17 protein-coding genes are annotated in these 12877 nt (G+C 74.3%); 8 read left to right on the forward strand and 9 right to left on the reverse strand.

Going from position 1 to position 12877, the window contains the following annotated elements; translation table 11 throughout:
- Positions 1-310 precede the first annotated feature (310 nt).
- The 3 genes from PHK61_RS22825 to PHK61_RS22835 all read left to right on the forward strand — a co-directional run bounded on the left by PHK61_RS22825 (position 311) and on the right by PHK61_RS22835 (position 3159).
- A complete protein-coding gene (locus PHK61_RS22825; protein WP_274283316.1) occupies positions 311-1042 on the forward strand; it encodes a GntR family transcriptional regulator in 732 nt (243 codons plus the stop codon).
- Positions 1043-1117: 75 nt separating this feature from the next.
- Complete coding sequence (locus PHK61_RS22830; protein ID WP_274283317.1) at positions 1118-2278, forward strand: acyl-CoA dehydrogenase family protein; 1161 nt, start codon at positions 1118-1120, stop codon at positions 2276-2278.
- Positions 2275-3159, forward strand: coding sequence for an HTD2 family dehydratase (locus tag PHK61_RS22835; protein ID WP_274283318.1), 885 nt, complete (start codon positions 2275-2277; stop codon positions 3157-3159). The genes PHK61_RS22830 and PHK61_RS22835 overlap by 4 nt, the downstream gene beginning before the upstream one ends.
- A gap of 10 nt (positions 3160-3169) precedes the next feature.
- Here PHK61_RS22835 and PHK61_RS22840 read toward each other — a convergent pair whose 3' ends face one another.
- The 3 genes from PHK61_RS22840 to PHK61_RS22850 all read right to left on the reverse strand — a co-directional run bounded on the left by PHK61_RS22840 (position 3170) and on the right by PHK61_RS22850 (position 5387).
- Entirely contained in the window at positions 3170-3499 is a 330-nt protein-coding gene (locus PHK61_RS22840; RefSeq protein WP_274283319.1) for a putative quinol monooxygenase, read from the reverse strand.
- A gap of 22 nt (positions 3500-3521) precedes the next feature.
- Positions 3522-4253, reverse strand: a complete 732-nt coding sequence (locus PHK61_RS22845) for a TetR/AcrR family transcriptional regulator (protein WP_274283320.1) — start codon at positions 4251-4253, stop codon at positions 3522-3524.
- A gap of 66 nt (positions 4254-4319) precedes the next feature.
- A complete protein-coding gene (locus PHK61_RS22850) occupies positions 4320-5387 on the reverse strand; it encodes a homocysteine S-methyltransferase family protein (protein ID WP_274283321.1) in 1068 nt (355 codons plus the stop codon).
- 252 nt (positions 5388-5639) lie between these two features.
- On the opposite strand from PHK61_RS22850, the gene PHK61_RS22855 reads away from it, so the two are divergent.
- Positions 5640-6425, forward strand: coding sequence for a hypothetical protein (locus PHK61_RS22855; protein WP_274283322.1), 786 nt, complete (start codon positions 5640-5642; stop codon positions 6423-6425).
- Here PHK61_RS22855 and PHK61_RS22860 read toward each other — a convergent pair whose 3' ends face one another.
- Positions 6426-7256 carry an AraC family transcriptional regulator gene (locus PHK61_RS22860; protein WP_274283323.1) on the reverse strand — a complete coding sequence of 277 codons (831 nt, stop codon included), beginning with the start codon at positions 7254-7256 and terminating at the stop codon, positions 6426-6428.
- 82 nt (positions 7257-7338) lie between these two features.
- On the opposite strand from PHK61_RS22860, the gene PHK61_RS22865 reads away from it, so the two are divergent.
- Together PHK61_RS22865 and PHK61_RS22870 are read left to right on the forward strand one after the other, a co-directional pair.
- Complete coding sequence (locus PHK61_RS22865; RefSeq protein ID WP_274283324.1) at positions 7339-7761, forward strand: pyridoxamine 5'-phosphate oxidase family protein; 423 nt, start codon at positions 7339-7341, stop codon at positions 7759-7761.
- A gap of 132 nt (positions 7762-7893) precedes the next feature.
- The gene (locus tag PHK61_RS22870; RefSeq protein ID WP_274283325.1) at positions 7894-8511 is read left to right on the forward strand and encodes an amphi-Trp domain-containing protein; all 618 of its coding nucleotides are present in this window, start codon (positions 7894-7896) and stop codon (positions 8509-8511) included.
- Here PHK61_RS22870 and PHK61_RS22875 read toward each other — a convergent pair whose 3' ends face one another.
- Both PHK61_RS22875 and PHK61_RS22880 read right to left on the reverse strand, forming a co-directional pair.
- Positions 8512-8919: a VOC family protein gene (locus PHK61_RS22875; protein ID WP_274283326.1), complete on the reverse strand. Its 408-nt coding sequence runs from the start codon at positions 8917-8919 to the stop codon at positions 8512-8514.
- Positions 8920-9015: 96 nt separating this feature from the next.
- A complete protein-coding gene (locus tag PHK61_RS22880) occupies positions 9016-9495 on the reverse strand; it encodes a MarR family winged helix-turn-helix transcriptional regulator (protein ID WP_274283327.1) in 480 nt (159 codons plus the stop codon).
- Between the two features lie 53 nt (positions 9496-9548).
- On the opposite strand from PHK61_RS22880, the gene PHK61_RS22885 reads away from it, so the two are divergent.
- Positions 9549-9926: a cupin domain-containing protein gene (locus PHK61_RS22885; RefSeq protein ID WP_274283328.1), complete on the forward strand. Its 378-nt coding sequence runs from the start codon at positions 9549-9551 to the stop codon at positions 9924-9926.
- Positions 9927-9928: 2 nt separating this feature from the next.
- On the opposite strand, the gene PHK61_RS22890 is transcribed toward PHK61_RS22885, so the two are convergent.
- Genes PHK61_RS22890 through PHK61_RS22900 form a run of 3 tightly spaced genes read right to left on the reverse strand, consistent with a single transcriptional unit; the run spans position 9929 to position 11291 of the window.
- Positions 9929-10075 (reverse strand): hypothetical protein, encoded by a 147-nt coding sequence (locus tag PHK61_RS22890; RefSeq protein WP_274283329.1) that lies wholly within the window; start codon positions 10073-10075, stop codon positions 9929-9931.
- A gap of 5 nt (positions 10076-10080) precedes the next feature.
- Positions 10081-10455 carry a VOC family protein gene (locus PHK61_RS22895; protein WP_274283330.1) on the reverse strand — a complete coding sequence of 125 codons (375 nt, stop codon included), beginning with the start codon at positions 10453-10455 and terminating at the stop codon, positions 10081-10083.
- Positions 10452-11291: a helix-turn-helix domain-containing protein gene (locus PHK61_RS22900; RefSeq protein WP_274283331.1), complete on the reverse strand. Its 840-nt coding sequence runs from the start codon at positions 11289-11291 to the stop codon at positions 10452-10454. The genes PHK61_RS22895 and PHK61_RS22900 overlap by 4 nt, the downstream gene beginning before the upstream one ends.
- Positions 11292-11338: 47 nt before the next feature.
- Here PHK61_RS22900 and PHK61_RS22905 point away from each other — a divergent pair, with 47 nt between their 5' ends.
- Positions 11339-12826, forward strand: a complete 1488-nt coding sequence (locus PHK61_RS22905) for a flavin-containing monooxygenase (RefSeq protein ID WP_274283332.1) — start codon at positions 11339-11341, stop codon at positions 12824-12826.
- Positions 12827-12877 lie beyond the last annotated feature (51 nt).

Below are 12877 nucleotides of genomic sequence, written 5' to 3' on the forward strand. Positions count from 1 at the left end.
CGCAACGCCTCCGCAGCGACCGGATGGATGTTCTCCAGGAGCAGCGCCTTCACGCCGGGCAGCGTAGGCGCTCGCTCGCGGGGCCGTGGCCCGTCGGTGCGGCGCTACTGCTCGTCGTCGTGGGGCGCGTGGAGGTGCTGGGCCGTGTCCGGGGGCCGCGCCCGGCATCAGGGGCGCCGCGTCGCCGGGGCGCCGGCGTTCTTGCCGGAACGGCAAACCGTGGCCGTGCTGCGGGCCGCCGAGCAGGGCGGACGCCGGTCACCGGTCGGCTATCCTGCGCAGCCGGATCGGCAGCGCGGAAGGGGCGGTCATGACGCGCGGTGGCGGCAAGCCGGCGTTCGAGCCGCGCCGCATGCCGGACCGGCTCGACGAGCGCCACCAGCTCAGCGAGCGGGTCGCGGCGTACGTCCGCGAGGCCATCATGGTCGGCGACCTGCGCGCCCCCGAGTTCATCCGCACCGAGCGCCTCGCCGACCAGCTGGGCGTGAGCGCCACGCCGGTCCGCGAGGCGCTGATGATCCTCCACAGCGAGGGCGTGGTCCGCTGGGAGCCGCGGCGCGGGTTCCGCGTGCAGTCGATCACCGCGCGGGACGTCGAGGACCTCTTCGAGGTGCAGGCCTTCATCGCCGGCGAACTCGCGGCGCGGGCCGCGCAGCTGCTGTCGGCCGAGGACGTGGCCCGGCTGCGCGCCACCCACGCGGAGCTCGAGCGCGCCCACGCCGCCGGTGACACCGACCGCACCGAGCGCCTCAACCACGAGATCCACCGGACGATCAACCGCGCCGGCGGCACCGGCCGGCTGACCACGCTGCTGAACCTGACCGTGCAGTACGTGCCGCGCCACTACTACGGCCGCGTCGACGGCTGGGCGCACGCCTCCGCCCACGACCACGAGGACGTGTTCGCCGCCCTCGAGGCCGGGGACGCCGACGCGGCCCGGGCGGCGATGACCGCGCACGCGAAGCACATCGGACGGCTGCTCGTCGAGCACCTGCACCGGGTGCACGCCTTCGACGGCGACACCGAGCAGTCCGTGTCGTAAGCCCTCGGCTGCGGGTCGTTGTTCGTTGCGAACGGATTCTATAGAATCCTCAGGGTTCGCCCGCGACGACAGGAGATGCCGGTGACCAGCCTCGACGCCGAAGAACAGGCCATCGTCGACACCGTCGCCGACTTCGTCGACCACGAGGTCCGGCCGGTGGCCCAGGAGCTGGAGCACGCCAACACCTACCCCGAGAAGCTCATCGAGCAGATGAAGGAGCTCGGGGTCTTCGGGTTGGCGATCCCCGAGCCCTACGGCGACCTGCAGGTCACCACCCCGTGCTACGCGCGGGTGACCGAGGAGCTCGCCCGCGGCTGGATGAGCCTCGCGGGCTCCATGGGCGGGCACACGGTCGTCGCCAAGCTCCTGCTCACCTACGGCACCGAGGAGCAGCAGCAGCGCTACCTGCCCCGCATGGCCACCGGCGAGCTGCGCGCCACGATGGCGCTCACCGAGCCCGGCGGGGGCTCGGACCTCCAGGCGCTGCGCACCGTCGCGAAGCGCGACGGCGACTCCTACGTCATCAACGGCACCAAGACCTGGATCACCAACGCGCGCCGCTCCGGGCTCATCGCGCTGCTGTGCAAGACCGACCCGAGCGCCGAGCCGGCCCACGCGGGCATCAGCGTGCTGCTGGTGGAGAAGGTCCCCGGCGTCGAGGTGTCCAAGGACCTGCCCAAGCTCGGCTACAAGGGCGTCGAGAGCTGCGAGCTCGCGTTCACCGACGCCCGGGTGGACGCCGACGCCGTGCTCGGCGGGGTCGAGGGCCGGGGCTTCTCGCAGATGATGCGCGGCCTGGAGATCGGCCGCATCCAGGTCGCCGCGCGGGCCACCGGCGTCGCGCGCGCCGCGTTCGACGACTCCCTGCGCTACGCCCAGGAGCGCGAGAGCTTCGGCAAGCCGATCTGGAAGCACCAGTCGGTGGGCAACCTGCTCGCGGACATGGGCACCAAGATCACCGCCGCGCGCAGCCTGCTCCAGCACGCCGCCGAGGCGTACGACTCGGGCGACCGGTCGGACATGGAAGCGGGCATGGCGAAGCTCTTCTGCTCGGAGACCGCCATGGAGGTCGCGCTCAACGCGATCCGGGTGCACGGCGGCTACGGCTACTCCACCGAGTTCGACGTCGAGCGCTACTTCCGCGACGCGCCGCTGATGATCGTCGGCGAGGGCACCAACGAGATCCAGAGCAACGTCATCGTGCGCCAGCTCGTCCAGCGTGGCGGTCTGGGGTGAGCACGCCCGACCTCGCGGAGTGCGTCCGCGGCTGGTCGCCCGCACCGGTGGTGACCTCCGGCTCCACCGACGCCTGGACCGTCGGCGCGGTGTCGGGTCTGTTCGACCTGCCGCCCGTCGCGGGCGACGGCGAGGACCTGCCGCCGCTGTGGCACTGGTTCGGCTTCCTCGACCATCCCCGCCAGGACCAGCTCGGCGACGACGGCCACCCGGCGCAGGGCCGGTTCATGCCGCCGGTGCCGCACCGCCGGCGCATGATCGCCGGGGGCCGGCTGGAGGTCGGCGCCCCGATGCGGGTCGGCGAGACCCTGGAGCGGCACTCCACCCTGCGGCGCTGCGACGTCAAGTCCGGCCGCAGCGGGGACATGGTGCTGGTGACCGTCCGGCACGAGTTCCGCCGCGACGGCACGACGATCGTGGGCGAGGAGCAGGACGTCGTCTACCGCTCCCAGCCGCCGGGGCAGGCCCGCGGCATCGCGCTCGACGCCCCCGACGCCGACCTGCCCGCCCCCGGTCCCGAGGCGGTCGCGCTGACCCCCGACGAGACCCTGCTGTTCCGGTTCTCCGCGCTGACCTACAACACCCACCGCATCCACTACGACCTGCCCTACGTCACGCAGGTCGAGGGCTATCCGGGTCTCGTCGTGCACGGGCCGCTCCTCGCGCTGCAGCTGCTCGAGGTGCCGCGGCGCCACCGCCCCGGCCGTCCGGTGCGGCGGTTCGACTTCCGCCTGCGCCGCCCGGTCTTCGCCGGTCAGCACGTCGTCGCCCGGCCCGCGGCGGACCGGTCGTCGCCGGAGGGATCCGACGACGGCCTGGCGCTGGAGGCGGGCGTGCCGGGCGCGCCGCCGTCGGTCACGGGCACGGTCCGGGGCTCCTGACCGCGCCGGTTCACATGTGCGCGGCGACCTCGCCCATCTCCGTCCAGTCCACCCCGGCGGGCAGGTCCTGGTAGACGATCGTCGGGACGCGCGAGACCACCGAGGGCAGCCACCCGAAGAACCACTGCGCGTGCTCCGAGGCGACGTGGGCCTCGCCCGCGGCCTGGTCGGCGTAGTTCGCCACGACGACGAAGTCGCCGCGTCCCTCGACGCTCTCGTAGCAGGTGAAGTGCCGGTTGCCGGGCTCCTCCCGGACCTGCGCGCTGTAGCGCCTGACGCCGGCGAGGAAGTCGTCCCGCTTGTCCGCGCGGACCTCGATGCTGATCACGATGAAGATCACGGCCAGTCCTTCCGTCGAGCGCTCATCCGGCGCGCACCCGCACGAACTCCGCGGCCTCGGGAGCGGTGCGCTTCTCCCAGTCCGACGCGAGGACCTCGTCGAGCCACGTGGCGGTGGCGACGACCGGCAGGATGCCGAGCCAGGTGTCGGTCATCCGCTCGAAGTGGGTGGGCGACCCGACGATGGTCTCGGCGAACGACCGGTGCCCGCAGGAGGCCGCGACCACGAGCCTGCTCACGCGGTCCGGGTCGGTCGCGGGGCGCAGCAGGCCCAGCTCGAGCGCGGCCCGCAGGTGGGCGGCCGTGCTGGTCGCCCAGTCGCTGTACCAGGCGCGGTGGGCCTCGGCGAAGTGCGTGGTGCCGGACATCGCCCGGCTCGCGCCGCGCACGACGACGTCGTGGGTCCACCGGCTGACGTAGGCGTCGGTCTCGACCAGGAGCGTGCGCAGCGGGTCGAGACCGCGCCCCGCGATCGTCGTACGCACGACGTCCCAGGAGTCGATGACCTCGGTGACGAGGTCGGTGGCGAGCTGCTGCTTGGACCGGAAGTGGAAGTACATGGCGCCCTTGGTGCGCCCGGACGCGGCGAGGATGTCCGAGAGCGAGGCGGCGTCGTAGCCCCGCTGGTCGAACGCGCGCGCCGCCTCGAGCAGCAGGGTGTGGCGCGTGTCGCGACCGCGCTGCTGGGGCGACGAGCCCGCGTCGGACCACCCGACGATGGGCACGTCCCACCAGCGCACGACGGCGGCGTCCATGGCTCACCTCCTGCGGCCCGCCCGTCGGGCCGCTGGGAAGGAGCACGCTAGCGCTCCGGCCCGGCGCTACAAGGAGTTGCGGTAGGCCTGGTTGGCCGCCCGCAGCCGGGTGTCCGCGCCGAGGTAGACGTGCTTGGACATGTCCGGGGAGTACCGGCTCGCCGGCGGGGTCCGCCCGAGGGTCTCGGCCATCGCGCGCAGGTGGTGCGGCGCCGCGCCGCAGCACAGCCCGAAGTAGCGCACGCCGGCGGCGCGGGCCCGGCGGGTGAAGTCGGCGATCTCGTAGCGGTGGCAGGTGAAGGGGTCGAGCGCGGTGGGGAAGGGGAGGTCCTCGGGCAGCGGGGTCGGGCCCGGGTCGCGTAGCGCGTGGAAGGTCGGCTGCTCCGCGGTGGTGCGGTAGGGCACCGGCAGCGCGGCGACCGGGACGTCCACCGCCCCCGCGATCGGTCCGAGCAGCGGCAGCATCGTGGCGGGGCCGCGCACGCAGTTGAGTCCCACGACGTCGGCGCCGCAGGCGGCGAGCTCGCGGCACGCCTCGACGATGTCGACGCCGTCGCGGGTCACCGGCTCGTGACCGGCCACCAGCAGGATCACCGAGGGCAGCCCGGCCTCGCGGATCACCTCGAGGGCGATGCGGGCCTCGCCGAGGTAGCGGAAGGTCTCGCCGATGACGTAGTCGGCGCCGGCCTCCGCCGCCCAGCCCACCTGCTCGGTGAACATCCCGCGCACGGCGGCGTGGGTGGCGGGGTCGGCCGGCTCGTACACCCCGGTGTTGCAGATGTTCCCGGCGAGCAGCGTGCCGGTCGTGTCGGCGACGCCGCGGGCGATCTCGAGCGCCTGGCGGTTGAGCGGCTCGAGGATGCCGTCCTTGCCGATCACGCGCAGCTTCTCGCGGTGGGCGTAGTAGGTGAACGCCTCGACCACGTCGGAGCCGGCGTGCACGAACTGGCGGTGCAGCGCGGCGACCTCCTCGGGGTGCTCGAGGACCACCTCGGGCACGAACGCGCCGGCCTGCAGGTAACCCCGCCGCTCGAGCTCGAACAGGTAGCCCTCCCCGCACACGACGGGACCGGCCGCGAGCCGCTCGGCGAGTCGGTCGCCGGAGTACGACGGCAACGGCGGGGGACTGGTCATGGCTGGCCTCGCTCTCGTGACGGACATCACCAGGATCACGCGCCGCGCGGGAGTTGACCTCGCGCCGTTGATCGGATCCGCCACTGGTCGCAGAAGGCGTGCCTTATGACGGGGCGCCCGCCGGGCGCGGGGGCTCACCCCGCCCGTCCCGGGGGCTCTCCCCGCCGGGGGGAGGGCCTGCCCGATCGTTCCCCGCCGACCGCCGGACAAGGCTCTGAGCAGCAGGAACGGCCTCGAAGCGGAGGAACGACGATGACGGATGTCCGCGACTTCACCCACGGCGCGGGGCCCTACCCCGGGCCCCGCCCGATGGGGCCGCCCCCGGGCGCACCGCCGCCGCCGTACGGGGTCGTCCCCAGTCCCCGGCACCCGGCGACCCCGCCGGCCGGCCTGCCCCTCGGGTACCCGCCGCTGACCCCGCCCGGGGGCTGGGGCCCGCCGCCCTTCCCCGGACCCGTGCCGCCGCCCCCGCCGCCGACCCCGCCGCCGTCCGGGCGCGGGCGGACCGTCCTCGTCGCCGTGGCCCTCGCCGTCGTGCTGCTCGGCGGGCTCCTCGCGGCGGTCGCGGTCATGGCGACGGGCGTGTCGACCGCGCCCACGCCCACCCCGGCGCCGGCACCGGCCCCGACCAGCCACTACACGCTGACGAGCATGTTCGCGGGCAACGGCAGCTGTACGCCGACGACCCCCGAGGAGCAGGTCCCCTCCACCACCGAGGGCCAGGTCTGCACCGGGTCCGGCGACGGCACCGTGTTCGTCTTCTACCGCTACACCGGCGCCGCGGCCCCGTTCGAGGACGCGATGGTCCGCGGCTGGGGCGGCACGGGCCTGACCCCGCACTCGCAGGACGCCTGCAGCGCGAAGTACACCGGCACCATCGACCTCCCGGCCGGCGGGACCGCACCGGTGGTCGTCGACGTCTACCGGAACTCGCCGTTCGTCGCGATCTCCGCGTCCGACACCGGGCAGGGGGCCGAGGCCATGATCGACCCGCGCTACCGCGTCGCGAACCGCGCCGACCTGTGCGCCGGCGGTTGATCAGTCCGCCACCATCGGATCCGCCGGCACCGCCCCGCCATCGGTCCTCGACGAGGGCCGGTGGCGGACCTCGCTGGGCGCGAGGCCCCGGTGGCGACGGAACGCGGCGCTGAAGCTGAAGGGGTTGGCGTAGCCGACGCGCCGGGCGACGGCCGCGACGGTGACCTCGGGCTCGGTGATCAGGGCGCGCTCGGCGAGGTCGAGCCGGTGCTCGCGGACGTAGGACAGCGGCGAGGTGCCGACGGCCTCGCGGAACCGCTTCGCGAACGCCGCGCGGCCCACGCCGGCGTGCCGGGCGAGACCCTCGACGGTCCAGGCCCGCGCCGGGTCGTCGTGCACGGCGGACAGGGCCGCGGACACGTCCGGGTCGGTCACCGTCCCGTGCGGCGCCGCCGCGGTGAGGACGTCGCGGACGGTGCCGGTGACCAGCCAGTCGAGCAGCCGCTCGGACACGACGTCGCTCTCGGGTGCCGCGCAGAACTGGTCGGCGAGCCGTTCGATGAGCAGGCGGCAGAACTCCGAGTCCGCGGGCACGACGACCTCGTCGGGCAGCGCGCGCAGGCGGCCGGTCCCGTGCAGGGCGAACCGGGTGACCAGCAGCGTCGTGCCGGCCTCCCGGGCCTGCGCGGGGAGCTCGCCGCGGTGGCGCGTCAGCACGGCGTCGCCCGGGGTCAGGGTCGTGCCCAGCAGGCGGACCCGGCCGCGCGCGACCGCGACGAGGGCCCACCGGTCCCCGGTCGCGAGGAACGCCGGGCCGTCGCCGAGCTCCTCGACGCGGAACTCCGGGTCGACGACGCGGACCGCGCCGAGCAGTCCGTCGACGGTCTCCACGATCTCGAGGCTAGACGCTCGCGTAGGTGCCGTGGAGCCGCGCGGATGGGCGCCGCGGCCCCGCGCGCCCACGCTGGAGGGCATGGCCGAGGACTTCACCGACACCGACCGCGCCCTGCTCGACCGTCCGCTGCACGGGCTGCTCACGATCCCGCCGGGCCGGGAGCGTCTCCCCGCCCCGCGTCCGGTGTGGTTCGAGCGGACCCCGGACGACGACATCCAGCTGTTCTCGATGGCCGACGCGCTCAAGGTCCGCCGCCTCGCGGCCGACCCGCGGGCCTCGTTCGTCGTGGTCACCCCGGAGGGCGAGCCGGAGGGCTGGGTCTCGATCGAGGCGGACGTGACGCTGCCCGAGGGCGGCGCGGCCGACCTCGCCCGGCGGCTCGCCGAGCGCTACTGGGACGACCTCACGACCCCCGAGCACCGCGAGCTCGTCGAGCTCTACGCGGTGGAGGAGAACCTGCGCCGGATCGTCCTGCACCCGCGCCGGGTCACCCGCGTGTGACGGCGGGACCGGCCCGGGCGGGACATCCCGGGCGGACCGCTCGCCGCTGCTGACGCCCGGATCATCCGATCCCTGCAAAGCTGGTGGGGGGCAGACGCGGCACCGGCCGCGTCCCGGCGGAGGGACGGCGACATGGGCGAGGTCAAGGTCGAGCACGAGCTGACGCTGTCGCGCGAGGAGGTCGCCGACTGGCTGGCCGACCTCGCCGACGCCATCCGCGAGGGCGGGTCGGCCGAGCTGTCGTTGTCCGGGCCGGTCCTGACGCTGCCGCTCGCCGACGACATCGACGTCGAGATCGAGGTGGAGGTCGACGGCGACGAGGTCGAGCTCGAGATCGAGCTGTCGTGGTCGACCCGCCGCGCGGCGAAGGACGACGCCGACGAGGACGCCGATGAGGACGACGAGGAGGACGAGCGCGACGACGAGGGCGCGAAGGGCGACGACGTCGTCGGCGATGCGGCCGACACGGTGGGCGGCACGGTGGGCGGCACGGTGGGCGGCACGGTGGGCGGCACGACGACGGCCGTGGACGACACCGTGGACGACGCCGTGAACACCGTGGACGACACGGTCGAGGACACGACGGCCGCCGCGTCGGCGACGGCCAGGACGGCGACGAAGGCACCCGCCAAGGCTCCCGCGAAGGCCGCGGGGAAGGCGCCGGCGAAGGGCGCCGCCGCCAAGGCTCCCGCGAAGGCCGCGAAGACCGCCTCGTCGACCGCCTCGGGGTCCTCCGGCAACGGCGCCTGATCAGCCCGAGGCGGAGATGTTGACGAGCCAGCGGACGCCGAACCGGTCGGTGCAGTCGCCGTAGAGGTCGCCCCACATCTGCTTCTCCAGCGGCGTGCCGACCGACCCGCCGGCCGACAGCTTCTCGTACCAGCCGCGCAGCGTCGGCTCGTCGTCGCCGGACAGCGAGATCCGGACGTCGTTGCCGCGCTGCCGCGACTCGCCCGGCGGCATGTCGGACACCATGAGCGTGATGCCGTGCTCGTTCTCGAGCTGGCCGTGCATGACCTTGTCCGCGTCCGGGCCCTCCATGCCCATCTGCCCGAAGGTCATGACCTGGGTGGTGCCGCCCAGGACGTCGGCGTAGAAGGCGATGGCGTCCGCGGCCTCGCCGTCGAACTGCAGGTAGGGGTTCAGGGTGACGCCCATGAGGTGCTCCGTGGATCGACGAGTCGGGTCCCCGACGGCGTGGAAGCTAGACCCCTGCCGCGGTCGGCGGAAGCCGCCCGCCGAGCGCTGCGCGGCTCACGACGAGACGAACCAGCCCGCTGCCGCGAACGGGCCCCCGCCGCCGTCGGTGAGCGTCCGCAGCCCGTCCTCGAAGGCCGCGAAGCGCTCGGGGCCCATCGCGGCGGCCCGCTGCGACCGGAGCCGCTCGAGGATCTCGCCGGAGAGCGCGAGCAGCTCCCGCCCGCGCGGGGTGAGGACGACGAGGCGGCGGCGTGCGTCGGCGGGGTCGTCGGTGCGCGCCACGTAGCCGCGCTCGGCGAGCACGTCCACGGTCCGGCCGGCGGCCTGCTTGGTGACGCCGAGGCGCCCGGCCAGCTCGGACCCGGTCACCGGCGCCGGCGCGATCGCCTGCAGCGCGAACCCGTGGCCGGGCCGGACGTCGGGGTGTCCGCGGGCCGCGAGCTCCATGTGCAGCGCGTCGATGAGGTCGCGGAACGCGCCGAGCAGGCGCAGCGCCAGCTCGCCGCCGGGCATGGGGCTGGACGATTCCGTCAACGTTGTTTACCTTTTCGGTCAATCATGTTGACGATCCTAGACGGAGGACACCCGTGAGCACGCTGATCCGGCGGGCCGACGCCCGGCGCACCACCACCCCGAACGCGACCATGACGACCTTCGCGTCCCCGACGCAGGGCGCGAGCCGGCAGGCGCTGTGGCGCGTGGAGATGGCGCCCGGCGCGCAGGGGCCCGACCACGTCATGGCCGGCGAGCAGATCTGGACGGTCGTGGGCGGTGCCGCCCGCGTCGCGGTGGCGGGCGAGGAGGTGGAGCTCGGCCCGGGGGACACCCTCGTCCTGCCGCCCGGCGTGCCCCGGCGCATCCACGCGGACGCCGAGCGCGGGCTCGAGGCCGTGGTGACCGGGCCGGGCGACGACAGGGCGTCCGGCCCGGGCCGCGAGCCGGTGGTGCCGGCCTGGATCGCGTGAGGTCAGGCCGACGGCGGGAGGTCCCGGTCGGCGCGCAGGCGAGGGTCGCGCTCGCGGCGCCGCCGGCGGCGCTCCACCACCGTCAGCGCGGCGGAGAGGATCGCCAGCACGAGCAGGATGCCCAGCAGGACGAGGATCAGCGTGCCCACACCCCTCAGGGTGCCGTACCGGGGCGGTACGTCCCGAAGCTCCAGACGTTGTCCTCGCCGTCGACCACCGCGTACTCCCGCGAGCCGTAGTCCTGGTCGGTCAGGCCCATGACCACCTGGGCGCCGGCGGCGACCGCGCGGTCGTGGTGGGCGTCCGGGTCGTCGACGACGACGTAGATCACCGCCCGGCCCGTGGCGAAGCGGTCGCCCTCGCGGCGCGGGCCGATCAGCACCGCGCCGCCGCCCTGGACGAGCTCGGCGTGCTGGACGGCACCGGCGTCGTCCCGGTGGGCGGCGGCGACGGTGAAGCCGAGCGCGTCGCGCAGCAGGGCGATCGCCGCGTCGGGGTCCTGGTAGCGCAGGGTGGGGTGGACGCTCATGGCGGCGAGGTTAGGAGCGGGCCGGGCTCCGGGTCTTGGACGTCCGGGAACCCGGCCCACCATTCCTGCACGTAGCGGCTGGGCGTGACCCCGGCGAGGTCGCGGAACTCGCGGACCAGGTGCGAGTGGTCGGCGAACCCGCACGCGGCCGCGACGTCGGCGATGGTGGGCCCGTCCGCCACGAGCAGGCGCACCGCCTCCCGGAAGCGCAGGACGCGGCCCGCGGTCGTCGGCGCGAGCCCGACCTGGTCGCGAAACCGGGTGAGCAGGTGCCGGCGGCTCCAGCCGGTCTCCGCGGCGAGGGTGGACACCGCGACCCGCCCGCGCGCCCGGGTCAGGCGGTCCCAGCTGTGGACGACCTCGGGGTCGGGCGAGGTCCGCGACCGGTCGAGGAGGTCGGCGAGCGTGGCGTCGACGAGCGCGTGGCGCGCCGGCCAGTCGGGGAGGTGCGCGAGACGCTCCGGCAGCGCCGCGAGGGCCGGTTCCTCGAGGGCGTCGAGCGGGACGACGCGGTTGGTCAGCGTCGCCGTCGGCCGGTCGAGCAGGCGCAGCACCCCGAGCGGGGTGAGGTCGACCTGGATGCCCTGCTGGTGGCCCGCGAACGCGGTGACCACCGCCCCGTCGTGCATGCCCGCGAGGAACGCCGCGGACCGGGCGCGACCGCCGGGCCCGGCCATCTCCAGCGGGTCGGCCCAGGAGAGGATCAGCGTGCAGGCGCCGTGGGGTGCCTCGCGGCGGCGCAGCGGCGCGGACGGCGACACCTCGTCGTAGCCCTGGTGGCGCCGCACGACGCCCGCCGGCGCCCGGTGCGTGTGCCGGACCGGGGTGACGCTCACGTTGGCAGCCTGCCAAAAGCGGCGCGGAACGGATACCGTCCCGGCCCGTGACGGCACGGAACGGGACGGTGACGGCCCAGGACACCCGGGTGGTGGTCGTGGGCGCGGGCTTCGGCGGCATCGCCGCGGCGATCGAGATGCGCAGCCACGGCATCACCGACGTGGTGATCCTCGACAGCGCGCCCGAGATCGGCGGCACCTGGTACTACAACGCCTATCCGGGCGCGGCCTGCGACGTGCCGAGCCACCTGTACTCGTTCTCGTTCGCCCAGCGCGGCGACTGGTCGCGGCTGTGCTCGCCGCAGCCGGAGATCCTCGAGTACCTCCAGGGCGTCGCGAAGGAGTACGGGCTCGAGGAGGTCTTCGTGCCCTCGGTGCGCGTCGCGGCCGTGCGGCTCGCCGAGGACACGATGACCTGGACGGTCGAGGCCGAGGACGGCCGGACCTGGGACGCCGACGCCGTCGTCCTGGCCACCGGCCAGCTCAACACCCCGGCGATCCCGCCGATCCCCGGCGCGGAGGACTTCGCGGGCCCGCAGATGCACTCGGCGCGCTGGGACCACGACGTCGACCTGCAGGGCAAGCGCGTCGCGGTGGTGGGCACGGGGGCGAGCGCGGTCCAGTTCGTGCCGGCGATCGCGCCCGAGGTCGGCGCGATGACCGTCTTCCAGCGCAGCGGGAACTGGTTCTTCCCCCGCAAGAACCGGTACTACCCGCCGGCGCTGCGCCGGGTGTTCCGCCGCGTGCCCGGTGTGATGCGCTTCCGGCGCTTCTTCCTCAAGGGCTACCTCGAGTCGCTGACGCTCATGATCAGGCACCCGAACACGGTCGGGCGCCTCGGCCGGCTCTACTCGACGCTGTTCATGCGCCGCCAGCTGCGCGACCCGGAGACCCGCCGCAAGGCCTGGCCGGACTACACCTTCGGCTGCAAGCGGATCCTGTTCAGCTCGCACTACCTGCCCGCGCTGGAGCGTGACGACGTCGAGCTCGTGACCGAGCGGGTCACCGCGATCGAGGCGGACGGCGTGCGCACCGAGGACGGCCGCCACCACCCCGCCGACGTCCTGATCTGGGGAACCGGCTTCAGGACGACCGAGTTCATGTTCCCCATGGAGGTCGTCGGGCGCTCGGGCCGGACGCTGCAGGAGGAGTGGAGCGAGGGGGCGCACGCGCACCTGGGGATGACCGTGCCCGGGTTCCCGTCGCTGTTCGTGCTCTACGGGCCGAACACCAACACCTCGGGCGGCTCGATCATCGTGTTCCTCGAGGCGCAGGTCGCCTACGTGCGCCAGGCCCTCGAGGAGACCGCGCGGCGCAGGGCGGCGGCGGTGGAGGTCCGGCGCGACGTGGAGCAGGCCTTCGACCGGCGCCTCCAGGCGGCGTTCGAGGGCACCGCCTGGACGCAGTGCGACTCCTGGTACCGCGACGAGTCGGGCCGGATCGTCGCCAACTGGCCGCGCTACATGGAGCAGTACGTGCGCGCGGTGTCCCGTCTCGATCCCACGGAGTACGACTTCCTGCCGGCGCAGCGGTAGTTCTCCACAGGGGCTGTCCACACTGGGGACGAACTACACCGGTGTCATTTC

Origin of the sequence: Actinomycetospora lutea (genome assembly GCF_028737205.1) — a bacterium.
In the GTDB taxonomy this organism is placed as follows: domain Bacteria; phylum Actinomycetota; class Actinomycetes; order Mycobacteriales; family Pseudonocardiaceae; genus Actinomycetospora; species Actinomycetospora lutea.

Bases quoted from the DNA above. Each gene is read 5' to 3' on its own strand.
- PHK61_RS22870 (WP_274283325.1), top strand. From the start codon at position 7,894: ATGGGCGAGGTCAAGGTCGAGCACGAGCTGACGCTGTCGCGCGAGGAG.
- PHK61_RS22865 (WP_274283324.1), top strand. From the start codon at position 7,339: ATGGCCGAGGACTTCACCGACACCGACCGCGCCCTGCTCGACCGTCCG.
- PHK61_RS22850 (WP_274283321.1), bottom strand. From the start codon at position 5,387: ATGACCAGTCCCCCGCCGTTGCCGTCGTACTCCGGCGACCGACTCGCC.
- PHK61_RS22845 (WP_274283320.1), bottom strand. From the start codon at position 4,253: ATGGACGCCGCCGTCGTGCGCTGGTGGGACGTGCCCATCGTCGGGTGG.
- PHK61_RS22855 (WP_274283322.1), top strand. From the start codon at position 5,640: ATGACGGATGTCCGCGACTTCACCCACGGCGCGGGGCCCTACCCCGGG.
- PHK61_RS22830 (WP_274283317.1), top strand. From the start codon at position 1,118: ATGCCGGTGACCAGCCTCGACGCCGAAGAACAGGCCATCGTCGACACC.
- PHK61_RS22825 (WP_274283316.1), top strand. From the start codon at position 311: ATGACGCGCGGTGGCGGCAAGCCGGCGTTCGAGCCGCGCCGCATGCCG.
- PHK61_RS22895 (WP_274283330.1), bottom strand. From the start codon at position 10,455: ATGAGCGTCCACCCCACCCTGCGCTACCAGGACCCCGACGCGGCGATC.
- PHK61_RS22875 (WP_274283326.1), bottom strand. From the start codon at position 8,919: ATGGGCGTCACCCTGAACCCCTACCTGCAGTTCGACGGCGAGGCCGCG.